This window comes from Mucilaginibacter hurinus (assembly GCF_003324525.1).
GTDB lineage: Bacteria > Bacteroidota > Bacteroidia > Sphingobacteriales > Sphingobacteriaceae > Mucilaginibacter > Mucilaginibacter hurinus.
In genome coordinates, this window is the sequence record NZ_QGDC01000002.1 from 189,082 (window position 1) to 209,880 (window position 20,799).

23 protein-coding genes and 1 riboswitch are annotated in these 20,799 nt (G+C 41.7%); of the genes, 10 read left to right on the forward strand and 13 right to left on the reverse strand.

Annotated elements, in window-relative coordinates:
• Positions 1–43: 43 nt before the first annotated feature.
• The gene (locus DJ568_RS03990) at positions 44–799 is read right to left on the reverse strand and encodes an SRPBCC family protein (protein WP_114003958.1); all 756 of its coding nucleotides are present in this window, start codon (positions 797–799) and stop codon (positions 44–46) included.
• A gap of 115 nt (positions 800–914) precedes the next feature.
• Positions 915–1,115: riboswitch (cobalamin riboswitch) on the forward strand.
• A 95-nt stretch (positions 1,116–1,210) separates the two neighbouring features.
• Between DJ568_RS03990 and DJ568_RS03995 the strand changes: the two genes are divergently transcribed.
• The 4 genes from DJ568_RS03995 to DJ568_RS04010 all read left to right on the forward strand — a co-directional run bounded on the left by DJ568_RS03995 (position 1,211) and on the right by DJ568_RS04010 (position 5,724).
• Positions 1,211–3,235, forward strand: coding sequence for a TonB-dependent receptor plug domain-containing protein (locus DJ568_RS03995; protein ID WP_114003959.1), 2,025 nt, complete (start codon positions 1,211–1,213; stop codon positions 3,233–3,235).
• Between the two features lie 14 nt (positions 3,236–3,249).
• Entirely contained in the window at positions 3,250–4,323 is a 1,074-nt protein-coding gene (locus DJ568_RS04000) for a YncE family protein (protein WP_114003960.1), read from the forward strand.
• A 75-nt stretch (positions 4,324–4,398) separates the two neighbouring features.
• Positions 4,399–4,962 carry a DUF6580 family putative transport protein gene (locus DJ568_RS04005; RefSeq protein WP_233496620.1) on the forward strand — a complete coding sequence of 188 codons (564 nt, stop codon included), beginning with the start codon at positions 4,399–4,401 and terminating at the stop codon, positions 4,960–4,962.
• A gap of 72 nt (positions 4,963–5,034) precedes the next feature.
• Entirely contained in the window at positions 5,035–5,724 is a 690-nt protein-coding gene (locus tag DJ568_RS04010) for an SIR2 family NAD-dependent protein deacylase (RefSeq protein ID WP_114003962.1), read from the forward strand.
• An 82-nt stretch (positions 5,725–5,806) separates the two neighbouring features.
• Here DJ568_RS04010 and DJ568_RS04015 read toward each other — a convergent pair whose 3' ends face one another.
• Positions 5,807–6,055, reverse strand: a complete 249-nt coding sequence (locus DJ568_RS04015) for a hypothetical protein (RefSeq protein ID WP_114003963.1) — start codon at positions 6,053–6,055, stop codon at positions 5,807–5,809.
• The gene (locus DJ568_RS04020; protein ID WP_114003964.1) at positions 6,052–6,756 is read right to left on the reverse strand and encodes a DUF3291 domain-containing protein; all 705 of its coding nucleotides are present in this window, start codon (positions 6,754–6,756) and stop codon (positions 6,052–6,054) included. The genes DJ568_RS04015 and DJ568_RS04020 overlap by 4 nt, the downstream gene beginning before the upstream one ends.
• A 72-nt stretch (positions 6,757–6,828) precedes the next feature.
• Here DJ568_RS04020 and DJ568_RS04025 point away from each other — a divergent pair, with 72 nt between their 5' ends.
• From DJ568_RS04025 to DJ568_RS04045, 5 genes are all read left to right on the forward strand, one after another.
• Positions 6,829–7,308, forward strand: coding sequence for a GAF domain-containing protein (locus DJ568_RS04025; RefSeq protein ID WP_114003965.1), 480 nt, complete (start codon positions 6,829–6,831; stop codon positions 7,306–7,308).
• A complete protein-coding gene (locus DJ568_RS04030; RefSeq protein WP_114003966.1) occupies positions 7,305–7,949 on the forward strand; it encodes an alpha/beta fold hydrolase in 645 nt (214 codons plus the stop codon). Before DJ568_RS04025 ends, DJ568_RS04030 begins: the two co-directional genes overlap by 4 nt.
• Positions 7,949–8,551 (forward strand): DNA-3-methyladenine glycosylase, encoded by a 603-nt coding sequence (locus DJ568_RS04035; protein ID WP_114003967.1) that lies wholly within the window; start codon positions 7,949–7,951, stop codon positions 8,549–8,551. The genes DJ568_RS04030 and DJ568_RS04035 overlap by 1 nt, the downstream gene beginning before the upstream one ends.
• 179 nt (positions 8,552–8,730) lie before the next feature.
• Positions 8,731–9,588, forward strand: coding sequence for a bestrophin family protein (locus tag DJ568_RS04040; protein ID WP_114003968.1), 858 nt, complete (start codon positions 8,731–8,733; stop codon positions 9,586–9,588).
• A complete protein-coding gene (locus DJ568_RS04045) occupies positions 9,588–10,490 on the forward strand; it encodes a histone deacetylase family protein (RefSeq protein WP_114003969.1) in 903 nt (300 codons plus the stop codon). Before DJ568_RS04040 ends, DJ568_RS04045 begins: the two co-directional genes overlap by 1 nt.
• A 3-nt stretch (positions 10,491–10,493) precedes the next feature.
• Here DJ568_RS04045 and DJ568_RS04050 read toward each other — a convergent pair whose 3' ends face one another.
• Genes DJ568_RS04050 through DJ568_RS04065 form a run of 4 tightly spaced genes read right to left on the reverse strand, consistent with a single transcriptional unit; the run spans position 10,494 to position 13,458 of the window.
• Positions 10,494–11,852 (reverse strand): MATE family efflux transporter, encoded by a 1,359-nt coding sequence (locus tag DJ568_RS04050; protein ID WP_114003970.1) that lies wholly within the window; start codon positions 11,850–11,852, stop codon positions 10,494–10,496.
• A gap of 46 nt (positions 11,853–11,898) precedes the next feature.
• Positions 11,899–12,522 (reverse strand): AlbA family DNA-binding domain-containing protein, encoded by a 624-nt coding sequence (locus DJ568_RS04055; protein WP_114003971.1) that lies wholly within the window; start codon positions 12,520–12,522, stop codon positions 11,899–11,901.
• On the reverse strand, positions 12,522–12,983 hold the full coding sequence (locus tag DJ568_RS04060; RefSeq protein ID WP_114003972.1) for a GNAT family N-acetyltransferase: 462 nt from the start codon (positions 12,981–12,983) through the stop codon (positions 12,522–12,524). Before DJ568_RS04060 ends, DJ568_RS04055 begins: the two co-directional genes overlap by 1 nt.
• Positions 12,964–13,458 (reverse strand): DUF4442 domain-containing protein, encoded by a 495-nt coding sequence (locus DJ568_RS04065; protein WP_114003973.1) that lies wholly within the window; start codon positions 13,456–13,458, stop codon positions 12,964–12,966. Before DJ568_RS04065 ends, DJ568_RS04060 begins: the two co-directional genes overlap by 20 nt.
• 174 nt (positions 13,459–13,632) lie before the next feature.
• Between DJ568_RS04065 and DJ568_RS04070 the strand changes: the two genes are divergently transcribed.
• Positions 13,633–13,845 (forward strand): hypothetical protein, encoded by a 213-nt coding sequence (locus DJ568_RS04070; protein WP_114003974.1) that lies wholly within the window; start codon positions 13,633–13,635, stop codon positions 13,843–13,845.
• Positions 13,846–14,087: 242 nt separating this feature from the next.
• On the opposite strand, the gene DJ568_RS17515 is transcribed toward DJ568_RS04070, so the two are convergent.
• The 6 genes from DJ568_RS17515 to gyrA form a co-directional block, all read right to left on the reverse strand.
• Positions 14,088–14,255, reverse strand: a complete 168-nt coding sequence (locus DJ568_RS17515) for an amidohydrolase family protein (RefSeq protein WP_262510662.1) — start codon at positions 14,253–14,255, stop codon at positions 14,088–14,090.
• 35 nt (positions 14,256–14,290) lie between these two features.
• Positions 14,291–14,689: an amidohydrolase family protein gene (locus DJ568_RS17355; protein ID WP_199560854.1), complete on the reverse strand. Its 399-nt coding sequence runs from the start codon at positions 14,687–14,689 to the stop codon at positions 14,291–14,293.
• A 39-nt stretch (positions 14,690–14,728) separates the two neighbouring features.
• Positions 14,729–15,073, reverse strand: coding sequence for an amidohydrolase family protein (locus tag DJ568_RS17360; RefSeq protein ID WP_199560858.1), 345 nt, complete (start codon positions 15,071–15,073; stop codon positions 14,729–14,731).
• A gap of 540 nt (positions 15,074–15,613) precedes the next feature.
• Entirely contained in the window at positions 15,614–16,900 is a 1,287-nt protein-coding gene (locus DJ568_RS04080) for a tetratricopeptide repeat protein (protein WP_114003975.1), read from the reverse strand.
• Between the two features lie 3 nt (positions 16,901–16,903).
• Positions 16,904–17,986, reverse strand: coding sequence for a tetratricopeptide repeat protein (locus DJ568_RS04085; protein WP_158534869.1), 1,083 nt, complete (start codon positions 17,984–17,986; stop codon positions 16,904–16,906).
• A gap of 46 nt (positions 17,987–18,032) precedes the next feature.
• Positions 18,033–20,639: a DNA gyrase subunit A gene (gene gyrA, locus DJ568_RS04090; RefSeq protein ID WP_114003977.1), complete on the reverse strand. Its 2,607-nt coding sequence runs from the start codon at positions 20,637–20,639 to the stop codon at positions 18,033–18,035.
• Positions 20,640–20,799: the final 160 nt, after the last annotated feature.

Here is a 20,799-nt window from a genome sequence, read left to right on the forward strand (position 1 = left end):
TACCTGTAAAATATACCGGTATGAAACCCATCTTTATTGTAGGTTATGAAAACGACTGATTAGTATCGTTTTGCTGTTGACCGCTAAGCACTTTAGGCTCATTATCAATATCCATGTACTGTTTAAAATTTTGTACATCATCGTTCACCATGTTTTTAAACATAGGGTTAATTATATGAGCAATGCTGGCACCAAATCCACCGGCCGGAGGCTGGTAAGTGATAACGATATCTATCAATGTACCGCCTTCTTCCGAATCGCGGAAACGAACTTTGCCTGCATTATCAACAACTGATCCGGGCAAGGAGCTCCAGCCTATCATATAACCCGGCTCGTCTTTCACAATTTCGGCATCCCAGCTAACCTTTGCAACGTTAGCCGGCAATTTAAGCACCCAATGCGAACGGCGTTGGTCAATAACCTGCACGCTCTCCAGGTGTTTCATAAACAACGGCAAATTCTCCAGGTTGCGCCAAAACTCGTACACCTGCTGGCGTGGTTTATTAATACGGAATGATGACCGGATGTTTACGTTCACGGTATCGTCGGTACCTGTTTTGCCCATTTGCGTGTAAAGTTCGCAATGGCCGGTAAAGCCGCGGTTTAAGAGGTAGCCGCCAGCACCAATTTTAAGTATGCTTGTAAACGGGCTTCTGAATAAATTTTTGAATCCCGAGATACCCATTTTTATACCGCCTGCAATTGAAATGTAACGTTCAGGCCAGGTAAGGTTAACAGGGCCGCAATCCTGGGCGGTACCCTTATAGCGGTTTATTAGTTGTAATGCTGTATTTGTCATGGTAATTTTATTGGTACTGATTTATAAACAGCAATACTTGGGCTAAGTTTTGTTTAAATTAAAAAAGCCAATTATTAGTAAATAAAATACCTGGTTGCAGATACCGATTGTTATCGTAAATTTGTGCCGCTTTGGTTCCTGTAAGTAACTTACTTAAAGGATTAAAAGGGAATACGATGTAAATCCGTAACTGTCCCGCAGCTGTAAGCTCCATGCACCTTAGCCCATTCAATTAGCCACTGCCAGCTTTAAAGCTGGCGGGAAGGCCGGGCAAAGGGGAGTAAGTCAGAAGACCTGCCAAACATTAATTTATTCACAGCTTTCGGGGATTGAAGCTTGAATGTGCACCGCTGTAATTAGCTCCGCTCATTTAATACTAACTCCCTTTCATGTTTGGTGCTAATTTTTCAAATGAAGAATAACATATCGTTTTTTTTTAGCCGCTTGAGCCTGTATAACGGCCGCTGTTATCTATCGTTATGCTTCCTGTTGATAAATTACATTGCAAACGCGCAAACAGATACGGCGGCAACATTAAATCAGGTAGATATCAAATCAAGCGTGGCGCCACAATTACAAACATCAACGCCGGCTCAAACCATAAACCAGATAGATTTTCTGCGTACAAATTCTTTTAACGTTGCTGACGCAATAAGGAATATGGCCGGCATCAACATTCGGGATTATGGTGGTATAGGGGGGTTAAAGACGGTTTCGGTACGCAGCCTCGGCGCCAATCATACCGCGGTGCTGTATGACGGTGTACAAATAAATGATGCGCAAAACGGCCAGATAGATCTTAGTAAATTTAACCTTAATAACATACAGGGAATTACATTATATAATGCCCAGCCTGACGATATATGCATGCCGGCCCGTTCATTTGCGGCCGCCAGCATTTTATCCATTACTACAGTAAAACCCAATCTTACCCAAACAAAGCCTTATAAAATAATAGCTGGTATAAAAGGTGGCAGCTTTGGTTTATATAATCCAAACCTGCAATGGCAGCAACGATTGGGTAAACGCTGGTCGTTTATATTAAATACATACGCGCAGCACGCCAATGGACAGTACAGGTTTAAAGAAGACAAAGATGGTTCAGATACACTGGCTATACGGCGAAACTCAGATGTTAGAATATACCAGGCCGACGGTGGTTTATATTGGACAAAATCTGACAGTAACAAATTTAGCTTCCAGGTAAATTATTACAATGCCGATAGGGGATTGCCCGGCCCCAACGTACTGTATGTTTCATATGATGGTCAACGCTTGTATAACAGGGATATTTTCCTTCAATCGGCATACCGTTTTATTGCCAAAAACAGCTTACAGTTGTTGCTGAACAGCAAAATATCTCAAAATTACCTCAGGTATGTAAATCCCAACACCCTCAACAACCAGGGTAAAACAGATGAACGAACCACCCAGCGCGAAGTGTACCAATCCGTTGCGTTATCGTTTAAACTGCTGCCACAGTTGGAAGTATCTTACGCTGGCGACTTTGTTTTAAGCGATGTAGAAATTAATGTTTTTAACGCCTCACCGCAAAGGTTTGCCGCTTACAATGTAATGGCTGGTAATTTAACTTTTGGGAGATTACAGTTGCAGGGTAATTTATTGCATACCTATATAAACGAATCTGCGAATACAGGTTTGGCCGCACAGGCAAGATCAGCTTATACCCCGACTTTGATTGGCAAGCTGCAGCCATTTAAAGCTGTACATCTATATATAAGGGCATATTATAAAAATATTTTCCGTCCGCCAACCCTGGCGGAGCAATATTACTTTGCTATAGCGCCGCGTCCGTTAAGGCCTGAATATGTAAAGCAATATAACCTTGGTGTAGTATACGGTAAAAATTTCAACGGTATCTTAAAATATATGAGCCTTTCTGCGGATGCATATTATAATAAGGTTAAAGATAAACTGATATTTTTGCCCACAAGGTCGCCGGAAACCCCTTCAGTGGTAAATCTTGGCCTGGTAAACATCCGCGGCCTGGATGTAAATATTAAAAGCAAAATTGAGCCTGCGCATGATTGCACTGTTTTGGTTTCTGCAAGCTATACACACCAGCGTGCTGTCAATGTTACCAATCCAACCGACTCTTATTACGGCAACCAAATACAATATACACCCCTAAACTCTGCTGCCGTTAATACCGGGTTGCAGTACAAAAAATTCGGGGTTAACTATAATTATACTTTATCATCGCACAGGTATGATGGATTTAATAATAATGCTCAATCATTTTTACCCGCATATGCCGTAAGCGATGTCTCTTTCACGTATAACCCCCACCTGCAGCGTAAGCCTATATTGGCCGCTGTAGAACTAAACAATATTTTTAATAAAAATTATTCCGTTATACAAAGCTATCCCATGGCTGGCCGCTCAGTGCGCTTAACTTTTCAAATAACAATTTAACATATATATTAATCATGAAACAATTACAACTTAGGTACTTATTTATCGCACTGGCGCTTGGTGCCTCTTTGGCATCATGCCGTAAAGATAAAAATGAACCAACAGACACTTTTGAAACTCCTGACGTTTTGATTTTAAGCCAGGGTAACATTGGCAAAAACAACAGTTTGGTTTCGTCATATAACTTCACATCAAATAACCTTGTAACCGACGCATTTTCGGCGGTGAACGGGCGCGGCATCGGCGATACCGGCAATGACATCAAACAATACGGCTCAAAAATTTATATAGTAGTAAATTACTCAAGTACAGTAGAGGTTATAGCGTCTCGTTCGTTAAAGTCGCTTAAGCAAGTTCCTTTAATGAATGGCGCTACGCCACGTCAGCCGCGCAGTATAGCGTTTTACCAGAACAAGGCCTACGTATCATCGTATGACGGTACCGTAGCCGTTATAGATACAGCATCGTTAACTGTTGATAAATTTATAAACGTAGGGCGCAATCCGGAGCAGTTAGCGGTTGCAAATGGTAAACTATATGTAGCCAATTCCGGTGGGCTTGACTACCCAAATGTTGACAACACAGTAAGTGTGATTAATCTGAATACAGGCACTTTGGTGAAAACTATCACTGTGGGGGATAATCCTTATGGTGTGGCAGTTGATAAAGGAGGCGATGTGTATGTGTCGGCTTACGGCGTTTATTACGGACCGGAAGACCCGCTTAACACCAGCGCCTCGTTAGCTGTAATAAATAGCGCTACCGACGAAGTGAAAACAAAAAATGATTTCTTTGGAAGTAACTTTACCATTAGCGGGAATTTTGGTTACTATTTAAATTGGGATAGCACAATAAGTGTATATGACACTGATAAAGAAGTTGTTATAAAGGATAATTTAATAAGTGATGGCACAACTTTTAAAGCTGCATATAATTTAACGGTGGCTGATAATGGTGAGTTTTTTGTTACTGATGCTAAAGATTACAGTTCCGACGGCGAACTATTTATTTTTGACAGCTCGGGTAAAAAACGTCATACCCTTACAACAGGGATTAATCCAAGTGCGGTATTGATCGTTAAAAAGTAGCAACATTAAACTGTTTTCTATTTACAGGATTATATGTAATTTCGCTCAACAACATTGATCATGTCAAAAACAAGTATGAATAATAGAAACACTGTCCTTATCCTGATGATTTTGGGTGCTGTAGCAATGCGCTTTTTAACTTATCAGCTGCCATTAATGAGCAACTTTACACCTGTTGGTGCAGTAGCGTTATTTGGTGGCGCTTATTTTACCGATAAATGGAAAGCCTACCTGGTACCTTTAGTAACACTTTTTTTAAGCGACATGGTGATCAATTACATGTATGCAGAAAGAAATATCATCGATTATTCAGCGACCTTTTGGGTATACTTAAGTTTCGCTATTATGGTGTTTATAGGTACCCAAATCAAAAAGCCTAACTTTATAAATGTAACAGCCGGATCTTTATTGTCTGTTATAATATTTTGGTTATTAACAGATTTGCCGTGGTTATATGGAGGTGAATTATATCCGCATACGTTAGCCGGATATGGTCAGTCATTGGTAGCCGCTATACCATTTCAAAAAAATATGTTATTTGGCGATGCTTTGTTTGGCTTATTATTATTTGGCGGGTTTGAGTTGGCAAAAACTAAATTCGTATCGTTACGCAGCAGGCACGAACAATTAGCCATGTAATTGTATTTAATAGAGATAAAAAAAAGCGGCCTGCATTTACAGGCCGCTTTTTTTTGTGGCAAATAAACCATTATGAAACATATTGTTGTATTAACCGGCGCGGGAATAAGCGCCGAAAGCGGCCTGAAAACTTTCAGGGACAGCGACGGGTTATGGGAAGGTTACAATATTGAAGACGTGGCCACACCACAGGCATGGCAGCGTAATCCACAACTGGTACAAGACTTTTACAACGCCCGGCGCAAAAACGTTTTGGAAGCTACACCTAACCCGGCACACTATGCTTTGGTTGAGTTGGAAAAGAAGTATAAGGTTACCATTATCACTCAAAATATAGACGACCTGCACGAACGCGCCGGCTCATCCACTGTGATGCACCTCCATGGGATTATTACACGAGCGCAAAGCAGCTTAAATCCAAATTTAACTTATCCTATAAACGGGTGGGAGCTAAAAATGGGAGAGAAGTGCGAATTGGGCTCGCAGCTACGCGCTAATGTTGTTTGGTTCGGCGAAGATGTTCCGTTGATCAGTAAAGCAGCGGGTGTATGTTCTACGGCGGATATGTTCATTCTAATCGGATCATCGTTGGCCGTATATCCCGCTGCAGGACTAATAAATTATGTTCCGCTAGGGGCATTGAAATACATTGTTGACCCGAAAATTCCGCATGTAGGTCATATCGACAACCTTTTAAAAATTGAAGAGGTTGCCACTGTAGGAGTGGTGGGCATAGTTGATAATTTATTGAAAATTGAATAACGTTAAATAAAATCGCCACCAAATAAAATTCTGTTTCGTTTATAATAATCTATTAATCAGTATCTTTTGATCATTAATTAAATCAATAATTATATCTAAGATAACTCTCTTTGAAATCCTTACGCATTATTATAAAACGGTCACCCACTGCTTTCAGGAATGTTTCGTCGAGCAATTCAAATACACTATTCACGCCGTCCGTCAGGTCCATTTCCGGTATCTTGTAGCTTTGCTCAAGACTTCCCTGTTCAATCTTTATAATAAACTTTTGGTTCATGTTCAGGATTGATATTTTGAAATCAGGGTGAGGAAGTTCTGCTATTATTCTCATGATGTGGTTGACAAATTTTTTAAAGGGTTATCGCCATTAAGTGTGCCATAACTTGCTATGGGTTTAAAGCGCGCGAATAGTTCTTCGCTATACCAGTTTTCGCGTCGTGTTTTTCTTATCACCTCGGCATGTTCCGGGCTGCCATATGAAAAAGCTTTCATTTTTTCTTCTGTTTCCCAGATAGAAAACGTCGCCTGCCGATATGCGGGAGCTTCCCCTATACCTATAGATGCAATAAATCCCCGAGCGGTTGTCATTAATCGGGCCACGTTATCCACATGCGACCAGAATCTTTTTAATTTACTGAGGCGTATTGTGGCCCGTGTGAGCACGGCAATGGGTCCGGAATAGGTATTGTCGGCCGGCTTGCCAAAAGGCTCTCTGCCGTCCCATTTGCCATGGCTTTGCAGGGGTGTGCATAAAAGCGTCCAGCGTTCTGTTTCAAATAAGCTCCACCAGCGTGTTATAAACGACGTATTGTTAAAGTTGTCAAAGTGATCCCGGCTGTTCCATACGGCTAACAAGCCCCATTGCTGCCAGTCCGGCGTTAAATCGAATGTTCCATTCCGCCCGGTGCCTAGTAGTTTCCAAAAGGTACAACCCTTGCGCAGCATCAAGGGCAACCTGTGTATGGCCATAGCCAGCAAGGCAAACGGAATATACGCCTTTTTGTAACGCACAATTGTGAGGCTGACGATCATGGGTGCTAAATAAAAGATTAAATATGAGATTTGCCTTATTTACTTTTAAAGGCGGCTTGCGTACTTTTGCGAATGGCTGAAGATTTGCAGATAAGTACATCACCCAATAAGGCAAACCAATACATCGCCCTCTTACCACAGCTTAAAGCCCTGTTAGCAGGAGAAAGCGATAAAGTGGCGAACATGGCTAACCTGGCAGCGGCGTTAAAACAACAATTCGGCTGGTTTTGGGTGGGATTTTACCTTGTTAAAGATGATGAACTCGTATTAGGCCCATTCCAGGGCCCTGTAGCTTGTACACGTATAGGTAAAGCCAAGGGTGTTTGTGGCTCGGCATGGGAGCAGGCTCAAACCCTGATAGTGCCGGATGTGGATTTATTTCCGGGTCATATTGCTTGCAGCTCTTTGTCCCGGTCAGAAATTGTAGTGCCCGTGATTTATGGTAACGACGTGGTAGCCGTGTTAGACGTGGACAGCGAGCAGCTAAATCAATTTGATGATATAGACGCAAAATATTTAGCAGAGATAGTTGCCCTGGTGGATTTTAGATGAGCCGTATATTTTTGATACCAGGTTTAGGTGCTGACTGCCGCATATACAAGAATATTGACTTGGAGGATCACGAGGTAATTCAGGTTAACTGGATAGAACCGACCGTAACCGACACTTTACAAAGTTATGCCCAAAGGATTATAGACCAGTATAATATAACTAACGATTCTGTGGTCATAGGTAATTCAATGGGTGGTATGGTAGCGGTAGAAATAGCTAAAAGAGTGGCGCTTAAAAAAGTAATACTTATCTCAAGCATAAAAACCTATTCGGAAGCACCATGGTATTTTTCGTTATTCCGGCGATTCCCTGTCTACAAAATAATTCCCGGGAGACTGTTTACTTCATTAGGTTTTTTGGTTAAACCCCTGTTTAGTAGCATGTCTGCAACGGACGCTGCCCTGTTTGCTGACATGTTGAAAAGAACGTCCCCGATATTTGCAAAATGGGCGATGAAGGCTATATTAAATTGGAACAACACTGATATCCCGTTGCATACCTACCACATAACCGGCAATAAAGATCTTATTTTTGATTACAGAAAGATAAACAATGCCCTGATAATCAACGATGGTACTCATATAATGATTTTCGATAAAGCAAAAGAGGTGAACAAACTGTTGATGGATATTATAAAGTGATGAAATTGCCCCACTCATACTATCTCAGTAATGATGTTGTTGCCCTAAGCCGCGATTTACTGGGCAAATACCTGTTTACCAAAATAGATGGCGTTACAACAGGTGGCTACATCGTTGAAACGGAGGCTTATAACGGCATTGTCGACCGAGCATCGCATGCTTTTGGCAACCGGCGCACGCCACGTACCATTACAATGTTTGAAGAGGGTGGCCGTGCTTATGTATATCTTTGCTACGGCATACACGAGATGTTCAACATAGTAACCTCCATAGCAGGTACGCCGCATGCCATACTTATACGGGCTTTACATCCGACGGAAGGTATCGACGTTATGCAATTCCGGCGCAATATGAGCATTATAAAGCCAACTATTACCATGGGGCCTGGCTCTGTTGCAAAAGCTTTAGGTATTTCGCGTAAAATAAATTCTATCAGCCTTTTAAGTGATACGCTTTGGCTAGAGGAGAGAGGACTTTCTTTTACTGACGAAGAAATTAAAGCTGCCCCTAGGGTTGGAGTGGACTACGCAGGTGATGATGCAATGTTACCGTATCGTTTTTATGTGAAGGGCGATGTGTATGTTAGCAAGCCTAACAAATAAATAACGCTATGGATTTTCGGTTTCTTTTACATTAATTTGCGGTTAAAACAAGTTAACCCTGATGCGTCATCGGCCTCATTCGCAAACTAACATATTATCTAAGCCAATTGGCGGCATAAATGCTTCACCGTTCTCGCCTGGCTTGTTCCAATCGCTAATAAAAAATTCTTTATATTACTATGGTAAGCTATAATCCTAAAGAGTGGTTCAAATTTATTTTTATGTTCCACCGGGCCGATACCTTCCGTGAACTTCTGCCGCTTATTATAGCGGTTGGACTTTACGCGGTGGCTATAGATTTTTTACTGATGGATGTATTACACCTGCAAAAAACAAACATTATCAGCAAGATTACCTACGTGCATACAACTATCGGGTTCCTGTTCTCGTTACTGCTTGCGTTTCGTATCAACTCCGCATATGACCGCTGGTGGGAAGGGCGGAAGTTGTGGGGAAGCCTTGTTAACAATAGTCGTAACCTTTCAATTAAACTTAAACATCTAGTAAACGACCCTGCGGACGTGGCTTACTTTAATTATGCCATCCCGCTGTTTTCGCGCGTGCTGAGGGACCACCTCCGCGATAATTATAAACATGAAGATCAGGATTTTTTTGTGGTCGACCGTAAAAAACATGTGCCCAACCAGGTAGCTTCGGTAATTATAAAACGTTTATACGAACTTAACAGGGCAGGACAATTGAATACTGAGCAATTGTTGAGTTTAAATAACGATATTAGTATATTTTCAGATATATGCGGTTCATGCGAACGTATTAAAAAGACGCCGATACCGTTTTCATACAGCGTATTTATAAAGAAATTTATATTCACTTATATTATCACCCTGCCGTTTGCATGGGTGTTTGAACTCGGCTATTTTGTAGTGCCTATCATCTGCTTCATATTGTTTGTATTCGCCAGTATTGAATTGATCTCTGAAGAAATAGAGAATCCTTTTGGCGTTGATGCTAACGACTTACCTATAAATACCATCTGCGAAACTATAAAGAAGGACGTAGGCGATATATTTTATTAATGCTTAAAATAGCATACGATAAATTTTATGCACACCCTTTACCTGAGGGACACCGGTTCCCCATGGTTAAATATGAACTGATACCCGGGCAATTACTTCATGAGGGTTTAATTTCAGAGGAGAACTTGTTTGTACCGGGTGAATGCCCGGAGTATATTATATTGCTAACTCACACAAGCAATTACTGGCAGCATTTACGCCACCTTACATTGCCGCCAGGCGAAGTGCGGCGCATTGGCTTCCCCTTATCTGCGCAATTAGTTGACCGTGAGATACGCATTGCAGAAGGAACCATAGACGGTTGTCATTACGCATTTGAGCACGGCGTGGCCTTTAATGTAGCCGGGGGAACTCATCACGCCGGCACTCATTGGGGCGAAGGATTCTGCTTATTAAATGATCAGGCTATCGCAGCTAATTATTTATTAAACAATAGTTTAGCAAGCCGTATATTAATAATTGATTTAGATGTACACCAAGGAAATGGTACTGCACAAATATTTGAAAATGAACCGCGGGTTTATACATTTTCTATGCATGGCGCTAACAATTTCCCCTTCCGTAAAGAAAGATCGGATAAGGATATAGCATTACCCGACTACACGGGGAATGAAAAATACCTGGCTTTGCTCACATCCGCCTTAACGGCCATAATCAATCAGCACAAGCCCGACTTCATATTCTACCTGGCTGGCGTAGATGTATTGCAAACCGACAAGTTGGGAAAATTAGGAATGACGATTGAAGGTTGCAAAACCCGAGACCGGTTTGTGCTTGAGCAATGTGCGCTTAAGGGAATACCTGTTCAAATAAGCATGGGAGGGGGGTACTCGCCAAATATAAAAGATATTGTTGAGGCGCATTGTAACACCTACCGCATCGCTAACGACATATATTGTTGATGATTAACCCGTTACAATAAGTTTCCTGCTCATTTTATTGAAGCGCAAGTATAGCATAATGGCTGCCGCTGCAAGCCCCATTACAAGCCCAATCCAAACGCCTTCGGCACCATAACCCAGATATATCCCGGCGAAGTAGCTTACAGGCAATCCGATTAACCAGTAAGCTACAAAGGTAATAAGTGTAGGTATGTTTACATCGCCCATGCCCCGGAGTATGCCAAGGCCTACAACCTGCGCCCCGTCAAATAATTGAAAAACAGCCGCTAATAGCAATAGCTGCGAAGCTACTGCCACAACGTCTGCATCGTTGGTAATTACCCAGGGCAACCACTTGTTGGCAATTATAAATAAAACGGCTGTAACAGCCATAAAAGCTAAAACGATGTGGTAGCTGGAAATAGCCGAAAAACGCAGGTTGACATGTTCTTTAGCGCCGAAATTGTTGCCCGACCGGATAGCCGCAGCAGCAGAGATACCGGTAGCAACCATAAACGTTATGGCAGCCATGTTTATAGCCACCTGATGCGCCGCTTGTTGCACAGGGCTAATAGTTCCTATCAGAATATTTGCAGCCCCAAAAGCGCTAACCTCAAACGTACCTTGAAGAGCCACCGGTATCCCTATTTTAAGAATTTTAGCGGTACGGATTCTATCAACTTGCTTAATAGCGAAGCCACGCAGATATTTTCTGAAATTGCGCGAATTCAACACATACCATGACATTACAACTGCCATCAGGCAACGATCAATCAACGTGCTATAGCCTACACCTTTAATACCCATCGGCGTTAAGCCAAACATGCCTTTTACAAAGATTATTCCCAGCACTATGTTAAGCACGTTGCCCCAGATGGACACCTGCATCGCTTGTTTCGTAAAGCCCAATCCTTCGGCAAACTGTTTAAAAGTACTGAATATGAGCAGGGGAATGATAGAAAATCCCATAAGCACAAAGAATGGCTTGGCCTGCTCGACGACCTCCGGCGATTGCCTGATATTGTCAAGCAAATACACCGCACCAAAATACATTACCAAAAAAAGAATAATAGCCGTAATGACATTTATTATTAAGCTGTTAAAAAGCAACCGGCCGCATTCATAATAATTTTTACGGCCGTTTTCCTGTGATATGAGCGGCGTTAAACCATAGGCCATACCAACACCTATCAGTAACGGAACGATAAAAATAGCGTTAACTAATGACACTGCTGCCAAAGGAATTGTACCGGCAAAGTGGCCAACAATTATACTGTCTGATAGATGTACGGCCACATGGCCCACCTGCGAAATAACTACAGGTATGGCGAGTTTTAAAGTGTTACGGTAGTGATGTTGGTATTTATAATATATCTGTTTCATTGAGGCGCAGCTGCGTAGTAAAGGTACGCTGTAGCAGTATTAAACGCTACGCTGCGGTGTAGAATTCTTCTTTTTCGGTAGTGTGTACAATTAATACACCCGAAAGTATTAAATCAACTAAAATACGTTGCGCTCGCCTGCGGCCCACATGTAACAGGTCGCTCAGTTGTTTTAAGGTTATGCGGTCTTCCTTGTCCAGGTATTCCAGTAGTGCTTTCTCATGGTCAGAATACGCTATCAATACGCCCTCGTCATTGTTGGCTCTTTTTAACACCTCAACGACTATTTTACTGGCCAATACACTTTTATCTTTCACACGTATGTAAACCCACCATTTGCCATCTTCGGCAAGTGCATAATGCGGCTTTTCTGTACTGGCCGGTATGTCTGCTACCAGCACTATCTTATCATCAATATATATTTCTTCAAATACTGGGTCAATTATCGGCCGGCAATACAATGTCGCGGCCCGGGTAAGCATATATTTCTCTTCTTCTTCTGATTTTACGCCGAGTATAGTGCCGTTATCCGCCACACCAACCAATAATTTACCGCCTTTGTTATTGGCAAAAGACACCATTGTGCGAGCAATTTTTTCCAGCCGGGTAATGGTTTTTTTAAAGTCAAGCGTTACACCTTCCCCCTCAAATATTAGTTTTTTAATATTCATTAGTTTCCTTCGCTTTTGTAGGGTGTAAATATATTCATCCAGTTATCGGGCTTTTCAAGGGCTTTAAAGCCAAACTGCCTGTATAAGCCATGAGCGTCCATTGTAGCCAATACCCAACGGCGTATTCCATCATATTCACTATCATCTACAATGGTTTGTATCAGCCATTTCGACAATCCTTTGCCACGGTGCTGCTCAACTATAAACACATCAGCAAGGTATGCAAAAGTAGCTTTATCAGTAATGAGCCGCGCAAAGCCAATTTGTACGTTTTCATAATAAATGCCGTAACAAACTGAATTTTCGATAGATTTTATTACGCGCTCTATTGATATACCTTTAGCCCAATATGATTCATGAGCAAGATAATGAAATATAACTGCTGTATCCAGCAATCTTTTATCAGTAGATATCAAATATCCCTTCGTAGTGAACGCTTTGTCATTCATAAATATTTTCATTGCGATAGGGCTTTTCCTTGTTCAGGTCACGTATGTAAACCTCACATAAAACTGAAGCCTTAAGTTCTCCGTATTGATTAAACATTTCCACAGGATATGTTCTTAAAAACTTACCAATGTTACGTAGTTCTCTCTCCATCTCGTCTATATCATCGTCATTTATCTTGATTTTAAATTCAAGCCTCGAGTGTGCCGGTTTAATATATTGAATTTGACATGATTTAAGCCAGGCCACTACCTTATAACCTTTTGCGGTAAATATTTGATGAAAAAGCACCGGATAAAAAGGATCGGCGGCTGCAAAAATCGTTCCTCCAAAAATAGAATTGTTATAGTTTCTGTTAAGGAAACTTTTGCTGATTCTTACGTGAACGCCTTTGAAACCAGGGTCAAACTTTACCACCCAAATACGCTGGAACAGGAGAGGGGGATAGAAACGCATCACCCATTTTAAAGTGCTTTTATTAACAAGCATAACGCCTAAATATACTGATAACGGATTAATAAAACATCATGATTATATCGTACTGAAATCAAATTAATGTGAAAAACAACTACAATAATTTCAAAAAAAACTTTAAACAATGCGCTTTAGTCTGCGTTGTTGTGTTAGTTAACAACAATTGAAAAACACATTAATCTGATACTCATGAAAAATCCATTTTTAACATTAGCGGTGGCAACAGCTCTTATCGGTGCTGTGGCTACAGGCTGCAGCTCTACAGAAAAGGCGGGCGGTTCAGACACAACTGCCACGGACTCGGCAGGAATGATGACTGATACTGCTAGTATGACTACGCCGGCAACTACTGATACAGCGGGCACAATGTCAGACACTGCAAAAACCGATTCAGTACGTTAATTGACGGCTGAACGCTGAAAAAAGAACCCGGTTTATGACCGGGTTTTTTTGTTGTGTAAACAGTGATATATCACTTTACGGTTTCACTTAAGCCTTTACTGTCTGCATGCCAACAATATGGAGTGGTTGCGAATAGCTTTACCTATTGAACAGTAATAGCTTTTTGTAAAGATTTTATCTGCAGTCCCAAAGCTTTTTTTCATCCACCGGTCTATAGGAGTGTTCTTCATAAACAAATATACTTATTCATCAAGTTTCAACAGCCTGGCCGCATTACCGTAGGTAATTTTTAAAATATCTTCCTCGGGAAGAGCTATTTCTTTTATAAAGGCCAAACCCTGCTCGTTGGTGCTAAAAGGATAGTCTACCGAGAACATTACATTGTCAATACCGAAGGTATCCAGCGCCACCCTTAACGGCGGCTGTGTAAAGAAGCCGCTGGTAGTTATAAAAGCTGTTCATGGAAAGTTTTAGAAAGTGTTCGCTGATTGGCTCCACCGGCCCCCGGCGTAAACGCACGTTCTGCTCTTGCCATCATCATGGGCAGCATTTCTCCCATATGGCCGATAATAATCTTTAATTTGGGATATATATCGAAAATTCCGGCATACAACAATCGTAGAACATGCAGGGCAGTTTCAGCATGCCAGCCCCAGCCATAGCAGGCAAGGGCTTCAGCCATACCACCATGATTTGTAAGGCCGCTGTAATAAATATCAATCACTCCTTTTGGTGGTATGCCGGGATGAATATATATAGGCACATCCAACTTTTCAGTCCGGGAAAGGATCGGGGCAAACTTTGGGTGGTCAAGGAAACAGTCGTTTGTAGTCCCCCTGATCATGGCGCCTCTGAAATTATATAAACTTACCGCGCGTTCCAGTTAATCTGCTGCTGCTGCCGGCGCCGTCATAGGCAAATGCGCGAATGCGCTGAACCTGTGCTGATGAGATTTGATTTGTTCCCAGATCAGGTCGTTATAACGGCTGGCGAACGCAGGACCCTTGTCTGGCGGCAGCAGGTTAGCGCCCGAGCTATCAACAGACAGTATTTGCATGGTTATGCCATTAGCATCCATTGATTCAAGGCGTTTCCCGGTAATATCGGCCAAGTCAGGTATCAGATTTTGCATCCGTTCTGATTGCCCGAAAGAACCCAGTGCTTCACTGGGAACCTGCGCAGACATTTCAGGAAAGGAGAGGTGTTCTTCTATTGTGACTATTTTCATTATTTATACTAATAATTTTAATTAATCATTTCCTTGGTCTACCAAACACATTGGTTTTGAATAACTCAGTACCGTTTCAACATCAAAACTCCACAGGTAAAATTCGTTGCCTGCTGTATCGGCATTATTGAGCAAAACGCCAAGTAATGTGTTTTAGCTTTAAAAGAGTTATGTGCTTCTACGGTGATTAGGCCGGTTAAAAACTGTTCATATTGCATCGATAGTTGTTTAAGCAAAATAAGAGCCAAAGCAAGTGGCAAATAAGTATCAAGAATCGGTGATTATATGACTATTCAAGTTTTTATATAATTAAAGCCGATGGTACTGTAACTTAAATTAACCGGAACTTTCGATACTGGCAAACTTTAGGTATCCTCAAATTGGTGGTAAATTTTGTAGAGATTAATTAAGATAAATAACTAAGTATAATACCAAATTGCGACCTATTTACCTATACAGAATAATTATTCACATAATTAACATTATGTTAAGTAATGGTAAAATTAAATAGGGCCCCTTATCACTTCACGGCCCTATTTATTATTTTGGACTGTTTCCGCCCTGTAATGCTTCTATTTGTTTTTGGGTTTTGTTAGCGTTGGCTACATCCTTTTTACCCAGATAATATGTTTTTAAATTCGTCAAAGCCTCCGGCGATTTGGGATTTAATTCTACAGCTTTTTGTAAATATGGCAGCGCTGCATCAAATTGCTTATTGGCTTTAGCCATACCGGCTTCATATTCTTTTTGCTGGTTAGTTGGTAGTTGATTGGCGGCATTATAAGTATCAATTGCCGGATTTATAAGTACATAACCAAGGTTTAAAGCTGCATCAGCGTAATTGGGATCTATCTCTAATGCTTTTTTGTAAGCTGTTGCCGCTTTATCAAAGTTTTCCTGTTTTTTTTGAGCTAACGCCGTTTTTGCAGCTCCGGCTTTAGTCTTCTTTAATTGCTGTCCGGCTACATCACCAACTTTTGCATAAGTAATACCTGCATAATAATATAATGCCTTATTTTTCGGGTCGTTAGCTATAGCCGATTCAATTTTGGTAATTGCCTCGGCCTCTTTACCCTGTATTAGGTTGATTTCAATTTCTCTCGACCTCAGGTTTGACTTCGTCGGGAATTTGGCAATACCTTCTGCAACTGTTTTTAACGCGCTTGCGGTATCTTTATTCATCAAATGTAGCGTAGATAACTCATAATAGATATCATCATTTTTTGAATACTTGGTAGTGAGCAACTTTGTGTAGTGTGGTATAGCCAGCGCGAAATATTTAGGGTCTGTAGATGAAGCGTTGGCTGCAGAAAGGCCGGTGTAATAAATTGCATTTGTATCTTCAGGCAATATCTGGCGATACTTATCAAAATAGTTATATGCCACATCGTACTTGCCACCCTGGTATTGTTTAACCCCCGAGTTCAGGTTAAATTGGGCAATATATCTACCGGCATTCTCTATCTCGGGTTTATTGTCGCCTTTTGTATCAAGTTCTTTTGCTTTTTTTAAGGCCTCTTCGGCAGCAGTTAACAAGGGCATCGCAGTTGCCTCAACGCTGTCTTGCGCGGCCAATGCGCCATAAACAGCAGCTTTTACAGCATACGTTTGCGGCAGTGTAGCTGTTTTTTCATGAGCTGCAGCTTTATCAATTGCAGTCTTGGCGTTTGTGAGGCTTCCGCCAGCCAGGGTTTGCATGCCGGCAGTTTGTCTTAAACTCTCGTACTTATCATATTCCTCTTTAGCGGTTTTTAGCTCTCCCTTTTGGGCAAATACAGTGGCTGAAGCGAACGCCAGCAATCCTGCCATCAAAAATTTAATTTTCATAAGTTATTTGTCGGTTAACTGATTTAATTTGGTATCTATTTTATTTAACTGTTTAACATTACCTGTTTGCGTATAAAGCTGTTTTAACATCTGCAGGCACTTTATGTCATTCGGTGATATCTCATTCGCTTTTTCAAGCCATTTTGACGCGTAATAAATATTTTTTAAATTATCGTCCTCGCCCCCTTCAAAGGCGCTTTTTTTATAGTAAAGTATGCCCAGGTTAAAAGCTGGGTCAAACGCCGAGCTGTTCAGTTCAACCGCTTGCAGATACAAATCTTCCGCCTTGTCATAGCGGTTTAACTGATCGTAACAATTTGCAGCAACAAATACAATATCGGCATTGTTTTTATTATACTCCAAAATTACCGGCAATAATGGTTCTAACGCTTTATAGTCTTTTTTGTTGTTATAGATGTTGGCCTCATCCAATACAAGGTACTTGTCATCGGGCAATAGCCTGCGTCCTTTTTTTAATATATCCAGAGCTTTTACGGTATCCCCTATGGCCATGTTTATGGATACAGCCGTTTGTATAATCTCGGCCCCCGTACTATCTGTAAGTACCAGGTCGTTATAAAACTTTGCTGCATCCTGCAAGTTACCCAGCTTACTGTTTGAATAGGCAATGTAAGCGTTAAGGGGTTTGAAACTCGGTGCGTAATGCCGCGCTTTCCTAAAGTACTGCTCAGCATTCACAAAATCCGAAATATTCATGTACTCAAAGCCTTTTTTTATGCAGGCATTGGCAATGCATTGCTTTATGAAATCGAGCTCATCGGGGTATTGCCTTGCTCGCCGGTGAGTAGCCAGCCAGTCAACAAAGTTGCTGGTTGTTGCAAAAAAGTTTGCAGGTTGATTCAACTTATTTGTAGAGTCCACCTGTAGTATAGTAGCATATACAAGTCCTTTGTATATGTTTTTCTCAATGTTGTTTGAGTCCTTTCGCGATACGATGAGGCTATCAATAGATTTTTTAGCCCGGGCCAAATAATTTATATCATTGGTTTGCTTGTAAAACCCAAGGCTGTTCACTACTACTTTTAACGCCTCTGACTGTGCTACGGCAAAAGTAGTAGTGAACAAAAGGGCAAAAACCGATATTGTTATTTTACGGCACTGCATTCAATCATTATTCGTTATCGCTTTCAGGGGCAGGTGCATCAGTAGCCGGCTCCTCTCCTGCTTTGTTTGCAGCATCTTCTGCCGCGCCAGCATTGTCGCCGTCCTGCGTTACCACTTCAGTGTCTCCTGTTTCATTATCTTCCTCAGGGTCATGTTCTATCTTCGCTACAGAGGCTATTTCGTCGTTACCTTTTAAAGTTATTAAACGAACGCCCTGTGTGGCACGGCCCATTACTCTTAATTCGGCAACTGCCATGCGTATAATTACGCCCGAGCGGTTGATGATCATAAGGTCTTCCTGGTCAGTAACGCCTTTTATGGCTACTAAATTGCCTGTTTTATCCGTGATGTTTAAAGTTTTTACACCTTTACCGCCACGGTTGGTAACCCGATAATCATCAATATCTGTACGTTTGCCGTAGCCTTTTTCTGAAACTACCAGTACGGTTGTTTCAGGGCTGTCTATACTGATCATACCCACCACTTCATCCTTATTATCTGCCAGGCTTATACCACGGACGCCTGTAGCGGTACGTCCCATAGGCCGCACTGTCGACTCGTTGAAACGTATAGCCCTGCCTGACTTAAGGGCCATTACAATTTCGCTGCTGCCTGTAGTAAGGTTTGCCTCAAGTAAAGAGTCGCCCTCATTAATGTTGATAGCATTTATACCGTTTGCACGCGGGCGTGAATACGCTTCGAGCGAGGTTTTTTTAATGGTACCTTTGCGGGTACACATAATTATAAAGTTATTTTCAAGATATTCCTGATCCTTAAGCGTTCTGAGCTTAATGTAGGCTTTAATCTTTTCCTCTTTAGGGATATTAATGATGTTTTGAATGGCGCGTCCTTTAGATGTGCGGGTACCTTCAGGTATTTCAAACACCCTTAACCAGAAACAACGCCCTGCCTCGGTAAAGAACAGCATGTAGTTATGATTAGAAGCTATCAGCAAATGCTCAATAAAATCCTCGTCACGGCTATTGCTTCCTATTGCACCTTTACCACCACGTGCCTGCCGGCGGTATTCGGTTAACGCAGTACGTTTTATGTAGCCTTCGTGTGATATAGTAATTACTACATCCTCATCCTCAATAAAATCCTCAGTTTGCATTTCGGCCGATGAATGTACCATCTCGGTTTTACGTTCATCGCCATATTTGTCCAGTATCTCCGCCAGTTCATCTTTGATGATCTGCATACGGAGGCCTTCATCTGCCAAAACAGATTTCAAATATTCTATCTGCTTCATTAAGGCGGCATATTCATCCTTAATTTTATCGCGTTCCAGACCGGTAAGGCGGCGCAGCGTCATATCCAATATAGCACGGGCCTGTATGTCGCTTAAGCCAAACTGGCTCATCAAGCCTTCGCGGGCTTCATCAGGCGTACCTGAAGCGCGTATCAGTTTGATAACTTCATCTAAATGGTCAAGTGCTATCAGTAAACCCTCTAATATATGCGCACGCTTTTCAGCTTCAGCAAGTTCATATTTAGTACGGCGTATAACTACTTCATGCCTGTGTTCAACAAAGTGGTGTATAAGGTCCTTAAGGTTAAGCAGCATGGGCCTGCCATGCACCAATGCAATGTTATTTACGCTGAAAGAGGTTTGTAATGACGTATATTTATACAGGTTATTCAAAACGATAGAGGCGTTTGCATCGCGCTTAATTTCATACACAACACGTATGCCTTCCCGGTTTGATTCGTCCCGTATGGCAGATATGCCCTCGAGTTTCTTTTCGTTAACCAGTTCGGCGGTACGCTCTATCATTACAGCCTTATTCACCTGGTAAGGTATTTCAGATACAATGATGCGTTCCCGGTCATTATTATACACTTCAATTTCTGCCCTCGCCCGCAACACAATCCGACCACGGCCGGTTTCGAAAGCTGATTTTGCACCATCGTAACCATAGATAATACCACCTGTCGGGAAATCGGGCCCTTTTATATGCTGCATCAATTCTGCAACCTCAATCTCGCGGTTATCAATATAAGCCAGGGTGGCATTAACCACTTCGGTTAAGTTATGCGGTGGCATATTTGTAGCCATACCCACAGCAATACCTGATGCACCATTAACCAAAAGGTTAGGTATTTTTGACGGTAATACTGTTGGCTCTTCCAGCGAGTCGTCAAAGTTAAGCTGGTAGTCTATCGTGTCTTTATTAATGTCAGCCAGCATCTCTTCGGCTATCTTTTCAAGCCGGGCCTCGGTATAACGCATGGCCGCCGGTTGGTCTCCGTCTATCGAACCATAGTTGCCCTGCCCTTCCACAAAAGGATAGCGTAAGCTCCACTCCTGCGCCATACGTACCATGGCGTCATAAACTGATGTATCGCCATGTGGGTGATATTTACCAAGTACCTCACCCACAATACGGGCAGATTTTTTGTAGGGTTTATTATTGTTAAGACCCAAGTCAAGCATGCCGTAAAGCACACGTCTGTGTACGGGTTTTAAACCATCGCGAACATCGGGCAATGCCCTTGATACGATTACAGACATTGAATAATCAATGTATGCTGATCGCATTTCTTCATCAATATTTATCGAAATTATCCGGTCTTCTTTGTGCGGGTTGTCGTTGTTTATTTCGTCAGCCATTTGTTTCTATGTAGATCGTCAGGTTATTTTAAATTGCGCTAAAGTGCTATTTAAGCGACTTGCGAAGTTAAAAATTTATATGGTTTTAAAGTGCGAATGTTAGTAACAATGTGGCCCAAATGTTAGTAAAATCGCAGTGTGGAAAAATAGTGTCGAACGG

Coding starts and splice junctions, on each gene's coding strand:
- DJ568_RS04065 (WP_114003973.1), bottom strand. CDS start 13,458: ATGCTTGTTAATAAAAGCACTTTAAAATGGGTGATGCGTTTCTATCCC.
- DJ568_RS04030 (WP_114003966.1), top strand. CDS start 7,305: ATGAGCCGTATATTTTTGATACCAGGTTTAGGTGCTGACTGCCGCATA.
- DJ568_RS04035 (WP_114003967.1), top strand. CDS start 7,949: ATGAAATTGCCCCACTCATACTATCTCAGTAATGATGTTGTTGCCCTA.
- DJ568_RS04060 (WP_114003972.1), bottom strand. CDS start 12,983: ATGAAAATATTTATGAATGACAAAGCGTTCACTACGAAGGGATATTTG.
- DJ568_RS04050 (WP_114003970.1), bottom strand. CDS start 11,852: ATGAAACAGATATATTATAAATACCAACATCACTACCGTAACACTTTA.
- DJ568_RS04015 (WP_114003963.1), bottom strand. CDS start 6,055: ATGAGAATAATAGCAGAACTTCCTCACCCTGATTTCAAAATATCAATC.
- DJ568_RS04070 (WP_114003974.1), top strand. CDS start 13,633: ATGAAAAATCCATTTTTAACATTAGCGGTGGCAACAGCTCTTATCGGT.
- DJ568_RS04000 (WP_114003960.1), top strand. CDS start 3,250: ATGAAACAATTACAACTTAGGTACTTATTTATCGCACTGGCGCTTGGT.
- DJ568_RS04025 (WP_114003965.1), top strand. CDS start 6,829: ATGGCTGAAGATTTGCAGATAAGTACATCACCCAATAAGGCAAACCAA.
- DJ568_RS04040 (WP_114003968.1), top strand. CDS start 8,731: ATGGTAAGCTATAATCCTAAAGAGTGGTTCAAATTTATTTTTATGTTC.
- DJ568_RS04045 (WP_114003969.1), top strand. CDS start 9,588: ATGCTTAAAATAGCATACGATAAATTTTATGCACACCCTTTACCTGAG.
- DJ568_RS04080 (WP_114003975.1), bottom strand. CDS start 16,900: ATGAAAATTAAATTTTTGATGGCAGGATTGCTGGCGTTCGCTTCAGCC.
- DJ568_RS04005 (WP_233496620.1), top strand. CDS start 4,399: ATGAATAATAGAAACACTGTCCTTATCCTGATGATTTTGGGTGCTGTA.
- DJ568_RS04010 (WP_114003962.1), top strand. CDS start 5,035: ATGAAACATATTGTTGTATTAACCGGCGCGGGAATAAGCGCCGAAAGC.
- DJ568_RS04020 (WP_114003964.1), bottom strand. CDS start 6,756: ATGATCGTCAGCCTCACAATTGTGCGTTACAAAAAGGCGTATATTCCG.
- DJ568_RS03990 (WP_114003958.1), bottom strand. CDS start 799: ATGACAAATACAGCATTACAACTAATAAACCGCTATAAGGGTACCGCC.
- gyrA (WP_114003977.1), bottom strand. CDS start 20,639: ATGGCTGACGAAATAAACAACGACAACCCGCACAAAGAAGACCGGATA.
- DJ568_RS04055 (WP_114003971.1), bottom strand. CDS start 12,522: ATGAATATTAAAAAACTAATATTTGAGGGGGAAGGTGTAACGCTTGAC.
- DJ568_RS17355 (WP_199560854.1), bottom strand. CDS start 14,689: ATGATCAGGGGGACTACAAACGACTGTTTCCTTGACCACCCAAAGTTT.
- DJ568_RS03995 (WP_114003959.1), top strand. CDS start 1,211: ATGAAGAATAACATATCGTTTTTTTTTAGCCGCTTGAGCCTGTATAAC.
- DJ568_RS17360 (WP_199560858.1), bottom strand. CDS start 15,073: ATGAAAATAGTCACAATAGAAGAACACCTCTCCTTTCCTGAAATGTCT.